The following is a 16,887-nucleotide window of genomic DNA, read 5'->3' as shown; positions in this document are numbered from 1 at the left end:
TATTAGGTGAAGCTGCGTTTATAGTAAAGGAATTATTGCCAGAAATATTAACTACTGATCCACTTGCCGTTAGCACGATAGTTTGAGGTCCTAAAACGTCAATTGTTCCACTACCCGAAAATGTTACACCATTGTTGTTAATAGTACTGAGTGAATAGGTACCTAGAACAGTTGCATTAATGTTTAGAATTTGTGTGACACCCGAAGCTGGTACACCGACAAATAAATTACCAGTTGAAGTACCACAATTGGTTATAGTAAAGAGAGCCGTACCGTTGGTAGTTGAACTTTGGTTGTTTCTTGTAAAACTACAACTAGGGCTTGTGTTGAGAATATAAGTTTGACTACCAAAAGCCGATGGTGTACCAGTGGCATTTAATACTATTGTTTGTAAGCCTGTACTTGCAAAAGAACCACTGGCCGCAAAAGTAACACCATTAACCGCACCAGTAGATATGCTATAAGTACCTGTTGTTGTAACATTAACTTGTACGGTTTGTGTTACTCCCGATACAGCAGTGCCATTTGTTAAAACACCTGAACTGGCAAAATTACAGTTAGTATAGGTATAAGCTGCGGTACCATTAGAGATTGGAGAAACTACAGTTCTTGTAAAAGTACAACTTGGTGTTGTGTTTAGTGTGTATGAAAAAGTTCCTGATTCAATTGGTGTTCCAATTGCATTTAATGTAATATCAAGAGTACCATTACTAGTAAAAGGTACTGATCCCGAAGCAAAAAAAGTAACACCGTTAACTGTATTTGTACTAAGATTATAGGTTTGGGTACCTGTTATCGTTACGTTAATAACTTGTGAGACTCCGTTTGGAGCAGTTCCTGCAATTAATGTCCCATTTTCTGTCTTACTACAATTGTTAAACGATAAAGTAGCTGTACCATTACTAGTTGGGCTGATTACTGTTCTAGTGAAATTACAATTATTAGGCGTAGTTAGGTTTAGAAAAAAGGCAAAGCTCCCAGAACTTGTTGGGATTCCACTAGCTGTTAGCACTATAGTTTGAGGACCTAAAACTCCAATCGTTCCACTACCCAAAAATGTCAAACCATTGTTAGTAGCACTAATCGAATAGGTTCCTAGAGCAGTTGCGTTAATTTGAATAGTTTGTGTGACACCAGAAGCAGCTACATTAACAGTTAAATTTCCTACAGGATTGTTACAATTAGTTACAGTAAAGAGAGCCGTACCGTTGGTAGTTGAACTTTGGTTGTTTCTTGTAAAACTACAACTAGGGGTTGTGTTTAGAGTATAGGTTTGACTACCAAAAGCCGATGGTGTACCAGTGGCATTTAATACTATTGTTTGTAAGCCTGTACTTGCAAAAGAACCACTGCCCACAAAAGTAACCCCATTAACCGCGCCAGTAGATATACTATAAGTACCAGTTGTAGTAACATCAACTTGTACTGTTTGTGTTACTCCAGATACAGCTGTGCCATTTGTTAAAACACCTGAACTGGCAAAATTACAGTTAGTATAGGTGTAAGTTGCGGTACCATTAGAGGTTGGTGAGTTTACAGTTCTAGTAAAAGGACAAATTGGTGTTGTGTTTAGTTGGTAAGAAAAACTTCCTTGTGCGATAGGCGTTCCACTTGCTGTTAAAACAATATTTTGTGTGCCAACTGGAATATTGGCAGCACTCGCTGAAAAAGTAACACCATTTGCGGTTGCAGTAAGATTATAAGATCCTGCTGTTGTAACGGTTACAGTAATTGTTTGCGTAACGGCTGATGCAGGTGTTCCAACAGTTAATGTTCCTGAAGAAGCTGTTGTACAGGCAACAGAAGAAAATTGCGCTGTTCCATTATTTGCAGAACTTCCTGAAACTAATCTAACCCATTGACCATTAGTAACATTATTACTACCATCGGGGTTAGAAAAATAATAAAATCCAGGAGTAACAGTAACTACTTGGCCTTGACCTGAAATTGTTGAGCCAGTACCCGTATTGTAAACAATCATCCCATCAAAGGCTGTTGGAAAATTAATTCCGTCTAAAGCATCAGTTTTAAATTGCCAAGTAGTTAAGTTTGTTCTAGGAAATATTAATCCTTTTCCTAAAGAGTTCGCATCGTTAAAATTGGTAGACGCGTCTATAAATGCATTTTCATCTGTAATGGTATTATTAACTGGCCTGTTGGTATTAACCTGAGCATTAGATTTGTATGTATACAAACAACAAAACAATACTATTATAAAAATACTCTTTTTCATATTTGGATTATTTGTAAATTTCTAAATTAATTATGGTCTTCCACTGTATAATCTCCATGAAGTACCATCAGAAATAAACCATGCCACACCCGAAGCAGAAGCTATTGCAGATAATGCCTCATTGGCATAAATTCCAGTATCACCACCCGTTACATTTGTAATTGATCTTCCTGCTCCAGAACGATTATTTATTCCGATCAAACGATTTGGATTAGCAGAAGCAGATGGAAAAACAATCTGTCCTGTGTGAGTAGATTGTAATAAAATAACCACATCATCATCTTGCCACGTAATAGCATTTGCTATAGGATGTACTCTTGGTGGTTTTGCGTATAATAAGCCTTGAGTTTGGAAACTTCCTGAAACGATTGTTCTACCTGTTCCAGAGAATGTAAGATTGTTAGCACCTTGTTCTACAGTAGTTGCTGCAGTTAAAGTACCGCCTAATTTTACATCACCACTTGTTGCTGTTAAACCATTTGATGCTGTTGTTGCTGTTGCTGTTGCATTGATTACATAAGGAGAAGCTACAGTACCAGCACCTGTGATAGTTACATTTGTACCAGCAGTTGAAACACCACCTACTCCATCAGCTCCAGCAGGACCTTGTGGACCTGTAGCACCAGCTGGTCCAGCTGCACCAACTATAGAAGATAAAAATTGCGCTTCTGTACCCGTATTACCAGCATTAAGCCAAGATTGGTAAGCACTAATACCATTAGCACCTGCAGGTCCTGTAGCACCTGTCGCACCAGTAGCGCCAACTATAGAAGATAAAAATTGCGCTTCTGTACCCGTATTACCAGCATTAAGCCAAGATTGGTAAGCACTAATACCATTAGCACCTGTCGCACCAGTAGCGCCAACTATAGAAGATAAAAATTGCGCTTCTGTACCCGTATTACCAGCATTAAGCCAAGATTGGTAAGCACTAATACCATTAGCACCTGCAGGTCCTGTCGCACCTGTCGCACCAGTAGCACCAACTATAGAAGATAAAAATTGCGCTTCTGTACCCGTATTACCAGCATTAAGCCAAGATTGGTAAGCACTAATACCATTAGCGCCTGCAGGTCCTGTAGCACCAGTTAAACCTTGAGGACCTTGAGGACCCAAACCAGAAGACGTCCAAACTGGTGAAGATGGAGTACCCGTGTTGGTTTGCAATTCATTGGCAGTTGTATTGAAAATGATTAATCCTTTTGCAGGATTGATTATAGCATTACGTTGTATTGCTGTTAACCTTGGTAATAAAAGCCCTTTGGTAGTACTAGAGACGTCTAACACTGCCGAGGCATCAGGAGATGTTGTTCCTACTCCTGTTTGTGCAAAAGCTGTTCCCATGGTAAGGAACAAAAAAGCTGTTAAAAATTTAGTATTATTTTTCATATAAAATGTATTTATTGTTTACTATCTATTTAATTAAAATTGAGACTCTTCTTGATAATGAAAGACCCGTTTGTGAAGTAGAAAAAGATTTATCAACACCTTCAGAAGTAACTTTTAATCTTGAAGGATTGATACCTGAAGCTACAATTATATCAAAGACATTTTTGGCTCTTCTACTAGACAATTCTATGTTTTTATTTTCATTTCCACTTAAATCAGCATATCCTACTAATGTAGCAGTAGCATCAGGATAATTTCTTAGAAATTTAATGATTTGATAAACATTACTGGTTGATCCAGTATTAGGGTAATCCTTATTTGTATCAAAAAATATACTTAAATATCCTTTTTCTAAAAGTGTTTTTATGGCATCTTCTTTAGTAATTACAATTGCACCATCTTTGCCCTCTTTAGCATCAATGGCTTTTCTTTCTAACTCATCTGGCACACCATTTTTATTGGTATCGATAAATTTACCTCTTGTATCTACTGTAATACCTGCAGGAGTATTGTTTTCTTGGTCTAAATAATCTGCTACTCCATCTTTATCGGTATCATTCATTAAGGTTTCAATCTTATCAAGACGTTTTCTGGCTTCATCATCTTCTTGATTAGTTAAGATAAACCAATCAGCATGTTTATCATTTTTGCCAAGGTAGAGCGTAAGGCCAATTGTTGAGTTGTACATTAACCCTGTTAGGTTATTATCTGTAGCAGCATAGGAACCGTCCCAATTGAAATGTTGTCTTAAATTATTTACAGCTGAAAAATCAGCAGTAATTGCAAGATAATTTGTTACTCTGAATTGAGGGGTTAAACCGAATAGGATTCCCCCATTCTGTTCTGAATGGCCATCATTAACACCCGATTTAGGGTTTAAAGAATTTATCTGAACTCCTGCATGGGCTATTAAACCAAAGCGTTTGGTGAACGATTCAAATTGCAACATCCTACCAAGATTGGCCACACCTTGTAATCCAACACGGTATTGTTCATTTTTAAAAGGTAAAGAAGTGTTGCTATTTTGCTGCACCAAATCGTAAGCAAAGTCCAACTTAAGACCAAAGCTTGTAGTAAACATGTATCTTGCACCAAGATCAAAGTGCTCTAATCCGTTAACATTAAAGTATTTATCTGGATTAGAAGTATAATAACCTTGAGAAAAAGGTCTTATTGGTTTATTTTGACCCATATTTAACTCAATCGACCATTGGTTGAATTGTCTACTTTTATTTTCTTGAGCATTTACTAGAAAAAAAGACGATATTGCGAAAAATACAAAAGGTATTTTCATAGAATTATTTTTCGTTAATAAGTTTAATGTTAGCTATTTTCCCGTTGTCTAATTTTACCTTTGCTATATATACTGCTTGCGGGTTATTGAAAGGAGCTGTAAACTCTGTAGCATTTTCAATTCTAGAATCGTATATTTTTTTACCTGTAATATCAAATATTTGCACATTAGTCATTGCAACAGTTGCTTTGATAGTAAGTACTTGATTTTTAATGTTTGCATTTACAGCTGCATTATCGAATTCGACATTTGCCAAAGCTCCATTTTGATATACAATTTCAAAACGCCCTTGCAACGAAGTAGTATTAGTTGAAAAAGTATAATCGCCATTTGACAAATCAAAATAGGTTCCTTGTTGAATATCGTGAAGGAATACTGATACTGTACCCGAGTTGAAAATACCTTCTTTTTCTGTAATACTTATGGTAAAGTTTTCATTTGTAGCGTCTGATTTAGACACTCCTAAAGGCACAACATCTGTAACAAAAAAGCTTGGACGAGCATTGATTGCTAACTTTCGTCCGTCACCTTCAAAAACAGAATATAGCTGTGCGGTACTAACTGAATTTCTACCTGCGTCATACATTCTATCATAACCAAGAGTTGCCTCAGGCATATAAGAAACCAATATTTGACTAAATACTGCGTTACTACCTGTCATATTAAGTTTGAATCTATCTCTTGGAGCAGCAATTGTGTTACTTGGATTCAATCTATAGAATTGATTATTATCAGAAGTTAATCGCATACAGTTTGTAAAAGTTACTGAACCTGCATTAGAAAGCGACTTAACTTTGAATCCTTGACCAGAAGCAATTTTACCATTGAAAATTGCTGGAATTCCGTTAGGAGCAACTGAACCAGCAAGAGTATAAGCTATATAATCTGCTTGTGTATACAATTGACCTGTACCATTATTTACAGTACCAGCTGTCCATATATAAAGTACACCATCGATATCAGTATTGTCAGTCAAAAACTTTTCTGCATCAATTGCAGATGGATAAGGATTCGCAAGAAGAACGTGAGAAGTTCCACCATTAGGAGAAGCTAAATTATTAGTAATTGGAACTGATATAGAACCATTATTAGCAACTCCAGTAAATTTAAGATTAATATAATCTGTATTGGTTGCATTTGTAAAAGGTGCTTGAGATTTAATACGAGTGATATAACCTTTACCTGTTTCTATTGCGTTAAGGTTTTGCCAACCACCTCCTGCACCTGAAACATATTTATATCTCAAATCAAAAGCATTAGCTAAAGTAGCTGTTCCTGCTTGAGCACCAGATAATTGAGACAGGAAGTTTCCTGCAATAGGCGTTCCCCAATAAATGTAGTCAAATCGACGCATAACATCTCTAGACTTTTTGGTAAGCTCTATGTTTGGTGCACTTACCCCAGAAGCTCTTTGTACTACACTCGCTTCACTTGACATAATTATACGTCCAGTTCCAGTAACACCATTGACAATTTCAATGCTTTGCCCATTTGTTAAAGTAACATTTGCATTTAAAACTAATGAATTACATGAAAATGAACCCCCAGAATAAGCAGTGTTAATAACAACAGGGTCAGCTAATGTTGGTACTGAAGGTAACCAAGAACCATTCCAAGTTTTAGTATTTCCTGAAGATGCAATTAAAGAAGCACAAGAATCGCCTTTGGCACCTAAAGAGAAATAAGTATATGTACTTAAATTAACTGTTCCAGTAGATGTTATAGAACCAGATGTTAAAGAACTACTACCTCCTAATATTGATGTTGCATCTACGGTAGATGGAATTTCTACCCATTTAGTACCATCATACCCTACTATAATAAGTTCTGATGTTGATGACACTATGTTTGTTAACAAACTAGTTGCTCTCCAAGTTAATGACAAGACAGCTGAGTTAGCTCCAAGAATGTTCCAATATTCTATTGTGGAAATAGCACTCACTGTGGGATCAAGAGTATTCCCAATTGTTGAGGCACTAGACCTATAGTATGCTGCATCAATAGGAGTTGTACTGGAGGGTGTAATTCTTGCAGGAGCATATACACCAGACTGACCTATAGGAAAAATAAATGGAGTAGTAGTTAAAACACTCGCATATCCATCTAGATAATGAGTGTCTGATGCTCCAATAGTCGAAGCGGCAGACGCAAATATCAGTTTGCCATAAGTAGCATTTGTTCTCGATGTTATTGTTTGTCCATTACCAGCTCCGAAATAATAATTATCCGAGCCAATATAAACGTAGCCATTATCTCCAATATACAAAGGTTCATTATTTTGAAACTGTGCTATACTGGTATTAACAGAAAAAACAATCAAAGAGAAAATCATCCACTTTTGTAGTACTGAAATCTTTTTGTTTTTAATTGTAATTGTTTTCAATTGATTTATAGTTTTAAATTTATAATATTATCTACTACTTTATGTAGTTAACCGTCTATATATATCCCAGATGGACAAACCCTATTTAAAATTAATTGATTTCTCTTTATTATTTAATTTCATATATCCTACAGCCGCACCAGCTATAATAAGTAATGAAATATAACTGTCAATAGGAGCTGATGGTGGTGGATCTGGTCCTTCTCCTCCATCTGGTGGTGGCGGTTCTGGTCCTTCTTCAATAACTGGAGGAGGTGGATTTGGACCAAATTGAGCAACTACTGGGGCATTAATGCCAAATGTGAAAACCGCAATGAATAATAGTAGCTTTTTTTTCATTCTTTTGTTTTTTCTATATTTATACATTCATTTAAAGCAACTTACAAAACATGATGTTTAGTTAAGTCACAAACATTTATCAAAGATATTGTTGTTGTTTTTGTTTTTTGTGCTTAAAAATATCATGATGTGCTAGAAATAGATATTATTTAATCAAAGATGGTAAAAAAAAAGTTTTAATCAAAAGATTGGGATGCAGTAGAAAAATTCTAATGAAAAATCTTAATTATTTTTAAAGTTTTTTCATAAAAAAAGGCATTAACTAAATTGGTTAATGCCTTTTAATAATTAAGATGAATTATTTTAGATATTTGTTTGTTACCTCGTACCACTTTCTAAAGTTTTCAGGAGTTTTACCTGTTGCCTTTTTAAAAATGGAACAAAAATTACTATGACTTTTAAAACCTAGATCGAAAGATAATTGAACAATTGGGATTTTAGTTTCTATAAGTAATGTTTTAGCTTTTTCAATTTTTTTATCCATAATGTACTTGTATGGAGTACTCCCTATATATTGAGTAAACAATCTATTGAAATGTTGGGATTCCCATCTAGTTTGGTTTGCCAAATCTGAAATCTTAATTTTTTCATTAATATTGTCGTTAATGTATTTTAATGATTGCTTTAGTATAAATGGTATATCATTACTTATTTCTTTGTCTTGTCTAAGAACATCAATATTTCTGTGTTTAAAATTATGAAGAACAATATCAACTGTTGATTTTAGATCAGTTGGTTTAAAAGGTTTTACGATATAGCCATAAGGTCTGGTTTCTCTAACTCTTTCTAATGTACTTTTATCTGAATAAGACGTAATATAAATAAAAGGGATTTTGTCTCTTTCAAGTAAAAAAGCACCTAAATGTACCCCATCTTTATCTTGCCTTAGACTTATATCAATTAAGACAAGTGAGGGATTGAGATTTTCAATAGTAGTAATTGCATCATTTACGTTATCTACATTAATAATCTCATCAAATCCTTCTTCTTTAAGGATTTCTTTGATGTGTAAAGCAATTATTAATTCGTCTTCTACTATAAGTATTAGTGGTTTCATAATAAATATATTAATTCACTACAAATATGTTTATAACTTACTATAATATATTTTCAATATCATCTTAAAATTCTAAAATTACTTTATCATTGAGTTTAAATAATTTTACAATTTAAAAATTTATTTTTACGAACTTATTTATATAATCTTTTCCCTGAATTGAAATTAATTAATTTGTAAATTAAAATTCAACATTTAAAAAAGGAAGAACACTATAATTGATAGCCAAAAAAATTCCTTTACAATTCAATCTTATTAAGGATAAACTATTAAATAAAAAATTTATTGAAAGTATTTTAACATATTGATGGCGGTTTTAGTTTAATAAAGAACATAATAGCAAAAATATTATTTTTAAATAAATTTTATGTGCTAGTTTTAGACATGATATGCTAGTAATAGATAAATAAAATTAGATTTAGAGTTAAAATGCTTAATTTTACTAATATTTTTCATAAAAAAACAGCGTGGGTCAAACAAATTATTCTGAAAACAAGGTACCGCCAAGCACCGTAACCAAGAATAATAGTTGCCCACGCTTAATTTTTAAGCATAGATGAAACAAATTAATCTTGTGGTTATAAAAGTGGCGGTTTTTGTTTACCAAGATTCTAAATAAAAAAGTAAGTATTCCTTATTTATAACAAAAATAAAAAATTATAATTCAAAAATAAATATAATCTTATTTTTATTATTTAAAAAATAAGATTTTCGTTTTGAAAATCATTAGAAGAATTCATTTTAGTTGTTAGTTTTAATTTTAATTTAGACATATCCTCGCTGACCTTTATATTCAAAATTTTCGCATAATGTTGTGTTGTTTTTACATTTGTGTGTCCTAACATTTTACTGGCGCTTTCTATTGGCACTCCATTATTTAATAAAACAGTTGTTGCAAAAGTGTGTCGTGCAATATGAAAGGTTAACTCTGCATTAAAGCCACATAAATCAGCTATTTCTTTAAGATAGCTATTCATTCGCTGGTTACTTAATATAGGTAAAAGTGTGTTTTCATTTAAGCATTTTGGATGACATTTGTATTTGTTTAAAATTTCATCAGCAGCTGGGAGTATTGGCACATTGGATTGTGTATTGGTTTTTGTTCTATTAGTATAGATCCACTTTTCTCCATCAATGCCTATTACGATATTTTCATTTGTTAGTTTTTTTACATCTATATAAGCTAGTCCGGTGTAACAACTGAAAACAAAAATATCTCTAACTAAACTTAAGCGTTCTGTATGAAGGCATTTAGATATAATTGTTTGAAGCTGCTCTTCTGACAAAAAGAATCGTTCCACTTCTTTAAGTACTACCTTGTAGTTTATGAATGGGTCTCTATCTATCCATCCATTTGCAATACAAATGTTAACTATTTTTTTAAAATTCTTAATATATTTGACTGTTGTATTGTTAGCACATTTTCGAACACTTCTTAAATAAAAATCATAGTCTGTAATAAAAGCATGATCTATTTTGTTAATGGAAATATCAGAAATGTTATATTTCCATTGAATAAACTCTTGTGTGTGTTTTAATGATGTTTTGTATCTTTCTAATGTTCCTGGAGCGAACTCCTGATTAATTAGTGCTTCTACCCTATTGTTGTGTTCTTCAAAAATTGGTATTAGCATACGCTCTTTGACTCTGATTCCAAGTAGTTCATTCTTGAGTGTTTCAGCAGTAATTGGAATGTCATTTGTAATTAACATTTTTTCTGCAGAAAACACCTTTGACTTCAATAAATCGAGATGGCTATTTATTGTCCGAGCTTCTTCTGATGTTCCTTTGATTTTGTTTCCTTCAACAGACCATTTATCGGCTTTGATGTATTTTCCTGTACTCCAATCGATGCGCTTACCCTCTATAGTTATTCTTTGAAAAATTGGCACTAGTCCTTTAGCATTGACTTTGGCTCTTTTTAAATAAAAGAGAACTGAAATTGTGGTTTTCATTTTGTGGTGACTTTTTGATATAAAAAAATTAGTTTAAATATCAAAATGAAACAAGATGTTCATTTTATGAACTGGCTTATTTCATTGGGTTCTTCATGAAATTCGGTGTACTTTTTTTAATTAATTTTATGTACCCCGAATGTTACCCCTAGGCAGTTGTGATTTAATGCTATTGTTTGGTATGTTTGTAAATGAAAAACCCTTAAAATAAAGCTATTTTAAGGGTTTTGGTGGGAATTGAGTGTTTAATTGCAGAGAGGATGGGATTTGAACCCACGATACAGTTACCCATATACAAACTTTCCAGGCTTGCTCCTTCAACCACTCGGACACCTCTCTAATTGTTGTACAAAGAACAATAAAAATTAGCAATAATCAAAGCGAAAGGTTAATCCATTTCACCGCGTAATGACGTTTCAAAAATGGTTTTAAAAACATTTGAAGCTACTTTTTGACCTAACAAATACATTAGTTTTGTAATTGCTGCTTCCGTTGTAATATCTTTTCCAGAAATTAATCCGATTTTTTTTAATTGTGTGCTTGTTTCATATTGTCCCATGCTTACACTTCCGCCAGAACATTGCGTTACATTGATGATATACAAGCCATTTTTGATGGCTTTTTTCAAAATTTGAATAAACCATTCTTCCGTAGGAGCATTTCCAGAACCATAGGTTTCTAAAACTATTCCTTTCAAATTTGGAATAGAAACAATAGCAGAAAATACTGATTCACTGATTCCAGGAAACATTTTTACAACAGCCACATTATCATCTAATTCTTTGTGAACAAGAAGTTTTTTTGTGTTTTTTGGCAATAAAGACAAATTATTCACATTCAAATGAACTCCTGATTCTGCCAATGCAGGATAATTTGGTGAAGTAAACGCATTAAAATGTTCTGCATTTATTTTAGTTGTTCGATTGCCACGATATAATTTGTACTCAAAATACAAACATACTTCTTGAACGACTGGTTTTCCTTTTTGTTGTAAAGAAGCAATTTGAATTGCTGTGATTAAATTTTCTTTAGCATCAGTTCTTAAATCTCCAATTGGCAATTGCGAACCTGTAAAAACAATAGGTTTAGAAACATTTTCTAGCATAAAACTCAATGCAGAAGCAGAATAAGACATCGTATCGGAACCATGCAAAACTACAAATCCATCAAATTGAGCATAATTATCTTCAATAACAGAAGCAATTTGAACCCACTTTTCAGGATTCATATTAGAAGAATCTATAGGTTTTTCAAACGAAAAAGTTTCTATTTGACAATCTAATTGTTTCAATTCAGGAATTTTATCTAACAATTGATTAAAATCAAAAGCCTTTAAAGCACCTGTTTCAAAGTCTTTCATCATACCAATTGTTCCACCGGTATAAATCAGAAATATTTTTGGTTTAGATTGCATTCTCGTATTTTGATTTATTCACAACAGGATTGGCATACATATTTAAAAAACTTTCTACCATGAAATCATTGGTTACATCAATCTTCATTTCCAATCGTCTTTCAAATAATGACTTTTCGTCTTCTGTATATTTGTCTGAATATTTGTTAGTTTTATTCAATAAATCGTAGGCGATATAATTAGTTGGCCACAATTTATAAGATTGCAAAATTGAATCATCAATAACTTGGGCTAATGCCTGAATTTGTTTGTTTGCATTGTCATTTTCAGCCGAAATCAAATCTAATTCAGTATCCAAAACATCTCCAACGTGAATGTGAATTCGCTTTTTCTGACCAATAATTCCACTTAATAAATTTACGAAATCTTCGTTTTTATCTTTAATGTAAACCTCATCGTTAGCTTCTGCCATAAGTTGAGGCATTTTCAAAGCATCTGTTGGATCATATTCATAAGAAATAGAAACCGGAACTATTTTTAATTTCTTAAAATAATCCATTAAATTCTTTTCGTCCGAACCCATTCCGAGCATTTTTAAAACTCCTGAATGTGTCGCATCGTTTCCATCTTTCGTTCTTCCTTCGCGTTGAGCAATCCAAACCGAACGGTTTTCTCTTAAAAGCAAATGACCAATATATTCTGACATTAACTTGGAGCTTTGCAATAATTCTCTTGGCGATAAACCTCTTTGAACCAAAAAATTACGATTTAATTTTGCCAATGTATTCATGAAATCTCGTTTCACAAGATTGTCACCAATAGCAGAAGCAGTCATCACTAATCCATGATCAAACAAACAAACGTTCAACAAAGAAGTGTCTAAAATTATATCACGATGATTAGAAATAAACATATAAGAAGTGTTTTTTTCTAATTTTTCAAATCCAGAAGTAGATAATCCTTCCGATGATTTTTGCAAGACTTTTTGAATCGCTTGATAAATAAAATTGCATTGAAAATCTCTGATAGAATGCGTACGTTTCAATTGTTCTTTCCATACCTCATCATCAACTTCAGGAAACGTAAAATTCATTATCGCTTTCATCATCGGATGATTTAACGAGGCTTTTATAGCATCATTAACTTCAGTTTCATAAAACGGACGAATGGCGTCAAATTTTTGCATTTTAAATTTCATTTTTAAGAAAAACAAAATAACAAAAAATTTATGACTTTTTGATTATATAATGGTTAAATCCCAAAAATATCCTTGGAATTTTCTGTAGTAATTCGAGCAATTTCTTCAATGGGAAGATTATAAATTTCAGCCAATTTTTGAGCTACCAAAACAGTATAACTGCTTTCATTTCGTTTGCCTCTATTAGGATTTGGAGCAAGATAAGGCGAATCGGTTTCGAGAACAATATGTTTTAAATCGATATCTTTCAAGAACTGATCAATCTTTCCGTTTTTGAAAGTTGCAACACCACCAATTCCAAGTTTTAATCCTAAAGAAATGGCACGTTCTGCTTGAGAAAAATCGCCTGTAAAACAATGAAAGATTCCGAACAAATCATTGCTTTTTTCACCTTCAAGAACTTCAAAAGTTTCATCAAAAGCATCACGACAATGAATATTTATAGCTAAACCTTGCTTCTTTGCCAATTGAATTTGCTGTTGAAAAGCAAACTGTTGTTCTTTTAAAAAAGTTTTATCCCAAAATAAATCAACACCTATTTCACCAACGGCATAGAACTTTCTTTTGGCAAATTCCGCTTCTACATGAGCTAACTCCTCCAAATAATTTTCTTTTACATAACATGGATGCAAGCCCATCATCAAGAAAATATTATCTGGAAATAACGCTTCCAAATCATACATTTTCTGTGTATAAGTAGAATCAATCGACGGAATAAAAAATCGTGAAACACCTGCATCAATAGCTCTTTGAATAGTTTCTACTCTATCGTCTTGAAATTGGGATGAATATAAATGGGTATGTGTATCAGTGAAAATCATTTTCGGGTTGCGAGTTGAAGGTTGCGAGTTGCAAAAGTAATGAAAGAAAATGTGAAAATCATTAAACACAAAAGCCACAAAAAAATAGTTCTTTTGTGGCTTTTGTGTTTAAAATATTTAATCCAAATCCTTCAACAATTTCTGCGCTTTTACATAATCCTCCGCATCGGCTGGAATTTGATTTAAGTAGGTTTTGCATTCATCAAACTTATTTTGCTTTAAATTGGATAATGCCAAATACCAAATTGCTTTGTCTTTATAAACAGAAGTTCCTGATTTAATATTGTTCAATAAAATTTCAGCTTTCGTATAATCATTAGTTTCAATTAATGCTATAGCATAATAATATTGCAACTCAGGATTGGTTAGATTTTGCACTTTCTCAAATGCTGAAACTGTTTTTTTATAGTCTTTATCATTAAATGCTTTTTGAGCTTCATTTAAAGTTGCATCTCCAACGCTTCGTTCCATAAAATAGGCATTTTCATGTTGATTATAATCGCCATATTCAGGATTTCCTTGCATCATAAACCAAGTTCCAAAAGCAAAAACAACAGATGCCGCAACTGCATAATAGAATGGTTTGAAAGCAATGACTTTTGATTTTTTAACTTCTTTTTCAGCAAAATTATCTCTAGAAATTGACTTCAAATTTTCTTTGAAAGCAATAGTTTCTTTATCAAATTTAGTTGCTAAAAACTGTGTTGTTTCTTTATATAATTCAAACTTTTCTTGTAGCTCAATGTCATTTTGAAGTTGGTTTTCAAATTCCAATTTTTCCTCTTGTGACATTTCGTTATTGAAATAATTTTCGAATGTTATGTACAATTGCTCGTTCATGACTTTAGTATTTTAATGATTTGTATCTGTTTGATTGCTGAATCATTTCGGTTAACTGACCTGTGCAAAGCGATTTCTTTTTGCGCACATAACCATACGTAACGTTCAGTTTTTCGGCTACTTCTTCCATAGTTTTGGTTACAAAACTTAGTTTGAGTACTTCTTGACATTTCTCGCCTAGCTTTTGAAACATTTCGTCGAATAACGATTGTTTTTCATCAAAAACTTCGGTTTGAAAAGTCATTTCTTGAACCGATTCATCTATAGATACATTATCATCCTGTAATGTTACCTCTTTATTGGATAATTTTTTTAATTCATTGAGCCAGCGCCTTTTACATAATAAGAAAAAGTACGCATCAAATGGACAACTTAATTGCAAGCCATTTGTTTTTGCCTGGTTGTAAATAGTAATGAGAACTTCCTGGATAACATCTTGCGCTTGATCATCATCACCACTATTGGTTCGAATGAAGTTTTTAACTTTTGGAGCAAACTTCTTATATATAGATTGAATAATACTGGAATTATTCTGAAGCAATCCATCGATATATAATTGGTCTGGATGAATGTTTTTATCTGTCATAACTACCTTATTTACTGCTAATGTAGAAAAAAATTAATAATTGAGGTAACAAATTATAACACGAGTTGATATAGTGATATAAAGTTCATTGAAATAGTGTTTTAAAAAGTTAGTCAAAATAATTTTTTTTAGAATCTGAAATAAATTCAGATTGTATGGGTAACAAATTAAAACACCTATTGATATAACAATAGAAAACAAAATCAAAACAATTAATAAAAATATTAAAACTTAGAAATCATGAAAAAATCAATCTTAACATTAGCAATCGTAGCATTATCATTTTCAAATATAAACGCTACAGAAGTAACAACAACTTCAAATACAATCGAAGCAACTTCAACTCTAACAAGAGATCAAATTAAAGAAGTATATGTTTGGAATGTAAGAACAAATCAAGGCAATTATTCTGGAACAGCAAATTCATTGGAAGAAGCCAAAAGAATGATTGAATTGTCATCAGTAGGAGAAATAGTTTTAGATAGAAAAATTGAAAGTTTCTTTCAAGTAAAAGAAACCGTTTCGTCTAACAAAGTGAGATTGTACTTCTGGGAAGTGACTACAAATTCTGGAACAGCAAAAGGGTTTTCAAACTCTGAAAGTCAAGCCAAACGAATGATAGAATTAGTAAGCACAGGCGATATTTTAAGCTATAAAATTATACAAAGTGCCGATTTTGAAAAATAATTTAAAAAACAGGGTAACAAATTAGTTTCCCAATTGATATAAAACTATAAACAACATTTAAAAAACTTAGAAATCATGAAAACAACATTTAAAAACATCGTAACATTATTCTTCTTAGGATTAATAATCAGTAGTTGCTCAACAGGAACAACTCCAGTTCCAGTTCCTCCTTGTAGTTCTACAAACACCATTTTCAATCAATTGTATGCCAATGTGGTTACACTTCCTGGACATCAAAACAATATTACATTTGATACAGAAATTCACGAATACACTTTTACTTTATCTCAAAACAAAACCATTTGTAGTATTGGATATCAAAGTCAACTAGCAATTGCAGCTGTTCCTTACAAAATGGAAATTGTAGACAACAATACTAATACTGTTATTTATAATGGCAACCATGTGTTCTCTTCTGCAAATACAAGTTATGTTTCAATAACTCCAACACCAATAATTGCCAATCAATCTTACACTATAAGAAGAACAATGCTTTTAGCAAATGCCGGAAATAATTTTTCAAACATCATTGGAAGAGTTGTACATCAACCTGGAGCATTAGTAAGTTTTCCTCAAACTTTTGGAATAATGACTATTACTGGAGCCAATTTTTACCAAAATGGTGGTCCGTTAGTAAATATGGGAATTCCTTACATCGATTTTGCTTATTACTAGTAGATTAAAAAAACTTTTAAAACTGGGGTAACAAATAATGATCCCAGTTGATATAACAATATAAAACAAAAAGAAT

General features: G+C 32.6%; 14 protein-coding genes and 1 tRNA gene. 2 read left to right on the top strand and 13 right to left on the bottom strand.

The features are described from left to right. The 13 genes from ACIQ06_RS13965 to ACIQ06_RS13905 form a co-directional block, all read right to left on the bottom strand. On the bottom strand, window positions 1-2,233 hold a 2,233-nt coding region (locus ACIQ06_RS13965), incomplete at its 3' end, for a beta strand repeat-containing protein (RefSeq protein WP_396147339.1). 30 nt (window positions 2,234-2,263) lie between these two features. After that, a complete protein-coding gene (locus ACIQ06_RS13960) occupies window positions 2,264-3,622 on the bottom strand; it encodes a hypothetical protein (protein ID WP_396147337.1) in 1,359 nt (452 codons plus the stop codon). Window positions 3,623-3,647: 25 nt separating this feature from the next. Then, entirely contained in the window at window positions 3,648-4,916 is a 1,269-nt protein-coding gene (locus tag ACIQ06_RS13955; RefSeq protein WP_396147335.1) for an OmpA family protein, read from the bottom strand. Window positions 4,917-4,920: 4 nt separating this feature from the next. After that, complete coding sequence (locus tag ACIQ06_RS13950; RefSeq protein ID WP_396147333.1) at window positions 4,921-7,299, bottom strand: hypothetical protein; 2,379 nt, start codon at window positions 7,297-7,299, stop codon at window positions 4,921-4,923. A gap of 81 nt (window positions 7,300-7,380) precedes the next feature. Next, window positions 7,381-7,638, bottom strand: coding sequence for a hypothetical protein (locus ACIQ06_RS13945; protein WP_396147331.1), 258 nt, complete (start codon window positions 7,636-7,638; stop codon window positions 7,381-7,383). A 298-nt stretch (window positions 7,639-7,936) separates the two neighbouring features. Beyond that, window positions 7,937-8,695 (bottom strand): response regulator transcription factor, encoded by a 759-nt coding sequence (locus tag ACIQ06_RS13940; RefSeq protein ID WP_396147329.1) that lies wholly within the window; start codon window positions 8,693-8,695, stop codon window positions 7,937-7,939. A 695-nt stretch (window positions 8,696-9,390) separates the two neighbouring features. Next, complete coding sequence (locus ACIQ06_RS13935) at window positions 9,391-10,650, bottom strand: phage integrase SAM-like domain-containing protein (RefSeq protein ID WP_396147327.1); 1,260 nt, start codon at window positions 10,648-10,650, stop codon at window positions 9,391-9,393. Between the two features lie 252 nt (window positions 10,651-10,902). Further along, window positions 10,903-10,989, bottom strand: a tRNA-Ser gene (locus tag ACIQ06_RS13930). 49 nt (window positions 10,990-11,038) lie between these two features. Further along, window positions 11,039-12,064: an asparaginase gene (locus tag ACIQ06_RS13925; RefSeq protein WP_396147325.1), complete on the bottom strand. Its 1,026-nt coding sequence runs from the start codon at window positions 12,062-12,064 to the stop codon at window positions 11,039-11,041. Next, on the bottom strand, window positions 12,054-13,190 hold the full coding sequence (locus ACIQ06_RS13920) for a 1-acyl-sn-glycerol-3-phosphate acyltransferase (RefSeq protein ID WP_396147341.1): 1,137 nt from the start codon (window positions 13,188-13,190) through the stop codon (window positions 12,054-12,056). The genes ACIQ06_RS13925 and ACIQ06_RS13920 overlap by 11 nt, the downstream gene beginning before the upstream one ends. A gap of 65 nt (window positions 13,191-13,255) precedes the next feature. After that, a complete protein-coding gene (locus tag ACIQ06_RS13915) occupies window positions 13,256-14,023 on the bottom strand; it encodes a TatD family hydrolase (protein WP_396147323.1) in 768 nt (255 codons plus the stop codon). 117 nt (window positions 14,024-14,140) lie between these two features. Then, the gene (locus ACIQ06_RS13910; protein ID WP_396147321.1) at window positions 14,141-14,863 is read right to left on the bottom strand and encodes a tetratricopeptide repeat protein; all 723 of its coding nucleotides are present in this window, start codon (window positions 14,861-14,863) and stop codon (window positions 14,141-14,143) included. A 4-nt stretch (window positions 14,864-14,867) separates the two neighbouring features. Next, window positions 14,868-15,449 carry an RNA polymerase sigma factor gene (locus ACIQ06_RS13905; protein ID WP_396147319.1) on the bottom strand — a complete coding sequence of 194 codons (582 nt, stop codon included), beginning with the start codon at window positions 15,447-15,449 and terminating at the stop codon, window positions 14,868-14,870. A 240-nt stretch (window positions 15,450-15,689) separates the two neighbouring features. Between ACIQ06_RS13905 and ACIQ06_RS13900 the strand changes: the two genes are divergently transcribed. Together ACIQ06_RS13900 and ACIQ06_RS13895 are read left to right on the top strand one after the other, a co-directional pair. Continuing rightward, window positions 15,690-16,136 (top strand): hypothetical protein, encoded by a 447-nt coding sequence (locus tag ACIQ06_RS13900; protein WP_396147317.1) that lies wholly within the window; start codon window positions 15,690-15,692, stop codon window positions 16,134-16,136. A 75-nt stretch (window positions 16,137-16,211) separates the two neighbouring features. Continuing rightward, complete coding sequence (locus ACIQ06_RS13895; RefSeq protein WP_396147315.1) at window positions 16,212-16,811, top strand: hypothetical protein; 600 nt, start codon at window positions 16,212-16,214, stop codon at window positions 16,809-16,811. The last annotated feature ends 76 nt before the right edge of the window (window positions 16,812-16,887 follow it).

The organism is Flavobacterium sp. (genome assembly GCF_044341265.1).
Taxonomy (GTDB): Bacteria; Bacteroidota; Bacteroidia; order Flavobacteriales; family Flavobacteriaceae; genus Flavobacterium.
Note: the sequence above shows the minus strand (reverse complement) of the source record. Positions and strands in the feature narration are given on the sequence as shown.

Bases quoted from the DNA above. Each gene is read 5' to 3' on its own strand.
- ACIQ06_RS13910 (WP_396147321.1), bottom strand. From the start codon at position 14,863: ATGAACGAGCAATTGTACATAACATTCGAAAATTATTTCAATAACGAA.
- ACIQ06_RS13900 (WP_396147317.1), top strand. From the start codon at position 15,690: ATGAAAAAATCAATCTTAACATTAGCAATCGTAGCATTATCATTTTCA.
- ACIQ06_RS13960 (WP_396147337.1), bottom strand. From the start codon at position 3,622: ATGAAAAATAATACTAAATTTTTAACAGCTTTTTTGTTCCTTACCATG.
- ACIQ06_RS13905 (WP_396147319.1), bottom strand. From the start codon at position 15,449: ATGACAGATAAAAACATTCATCCAGACCAATTATATATCGATGGATTG.
- ACIQ06_RS13915 (WP_396147323.1), bottom strand. From the start codon at position 14,023: ATGATTTTCACTGATACACATACCCATTTATATTCATCCCAATTTCAA.
- ACIQ06_RS13945 (WP_396147331.1), bottom strand. From the start codon at position 7,638: ATGAAAAAAAAGCTACTATTATTCATTGCGGTTTTCACATTTGGCATT.
- ACIQ06_RS13920 (WP_396147341.1), bottom strand. From the start codon at position 13,190: ATGCAAAAATTTGACGCCATTCGTCCGTTTTATGAAACTGAAGTTAAT.
- ACIQ06_RS13955 (WP_396147335.1), bottom strand. From the start codon at position 4,916: ATGAAAATACCTTTTGTATTTTTCGCAATATCGTCTTTTTTTCTAGTA.
- ACIQ06_RS13935 (WP_396147327.1), bottom strand. From the start codon at position 10,650: ATGAAAACCACAATTTCAGTTCTCTTTTATTTAAAAAGAGCCAAAGTC.
- ACIQ06_RS13940 (WP_396147329.1), bottom strand. From the start codon at position 8,695: ATGAAACCACTAATACTTATAGTAGAAGACGAATTAATAATTGCTTTA.
- ACIQ06_RS13895 (WP_396147315.1), top strand. From the start codon at position 16,212: ATGAAAACAACATTTAAAAACATCGTAACATTATTCTTCTTAGGATTA.
- ACIQ06_RS13925 (WP_396147325.1), bottom strand. From the start codon at position 12,064: ATGCAATCTAAACCAAAAATATTTCTGATTTATACCGGTGGAACAATT.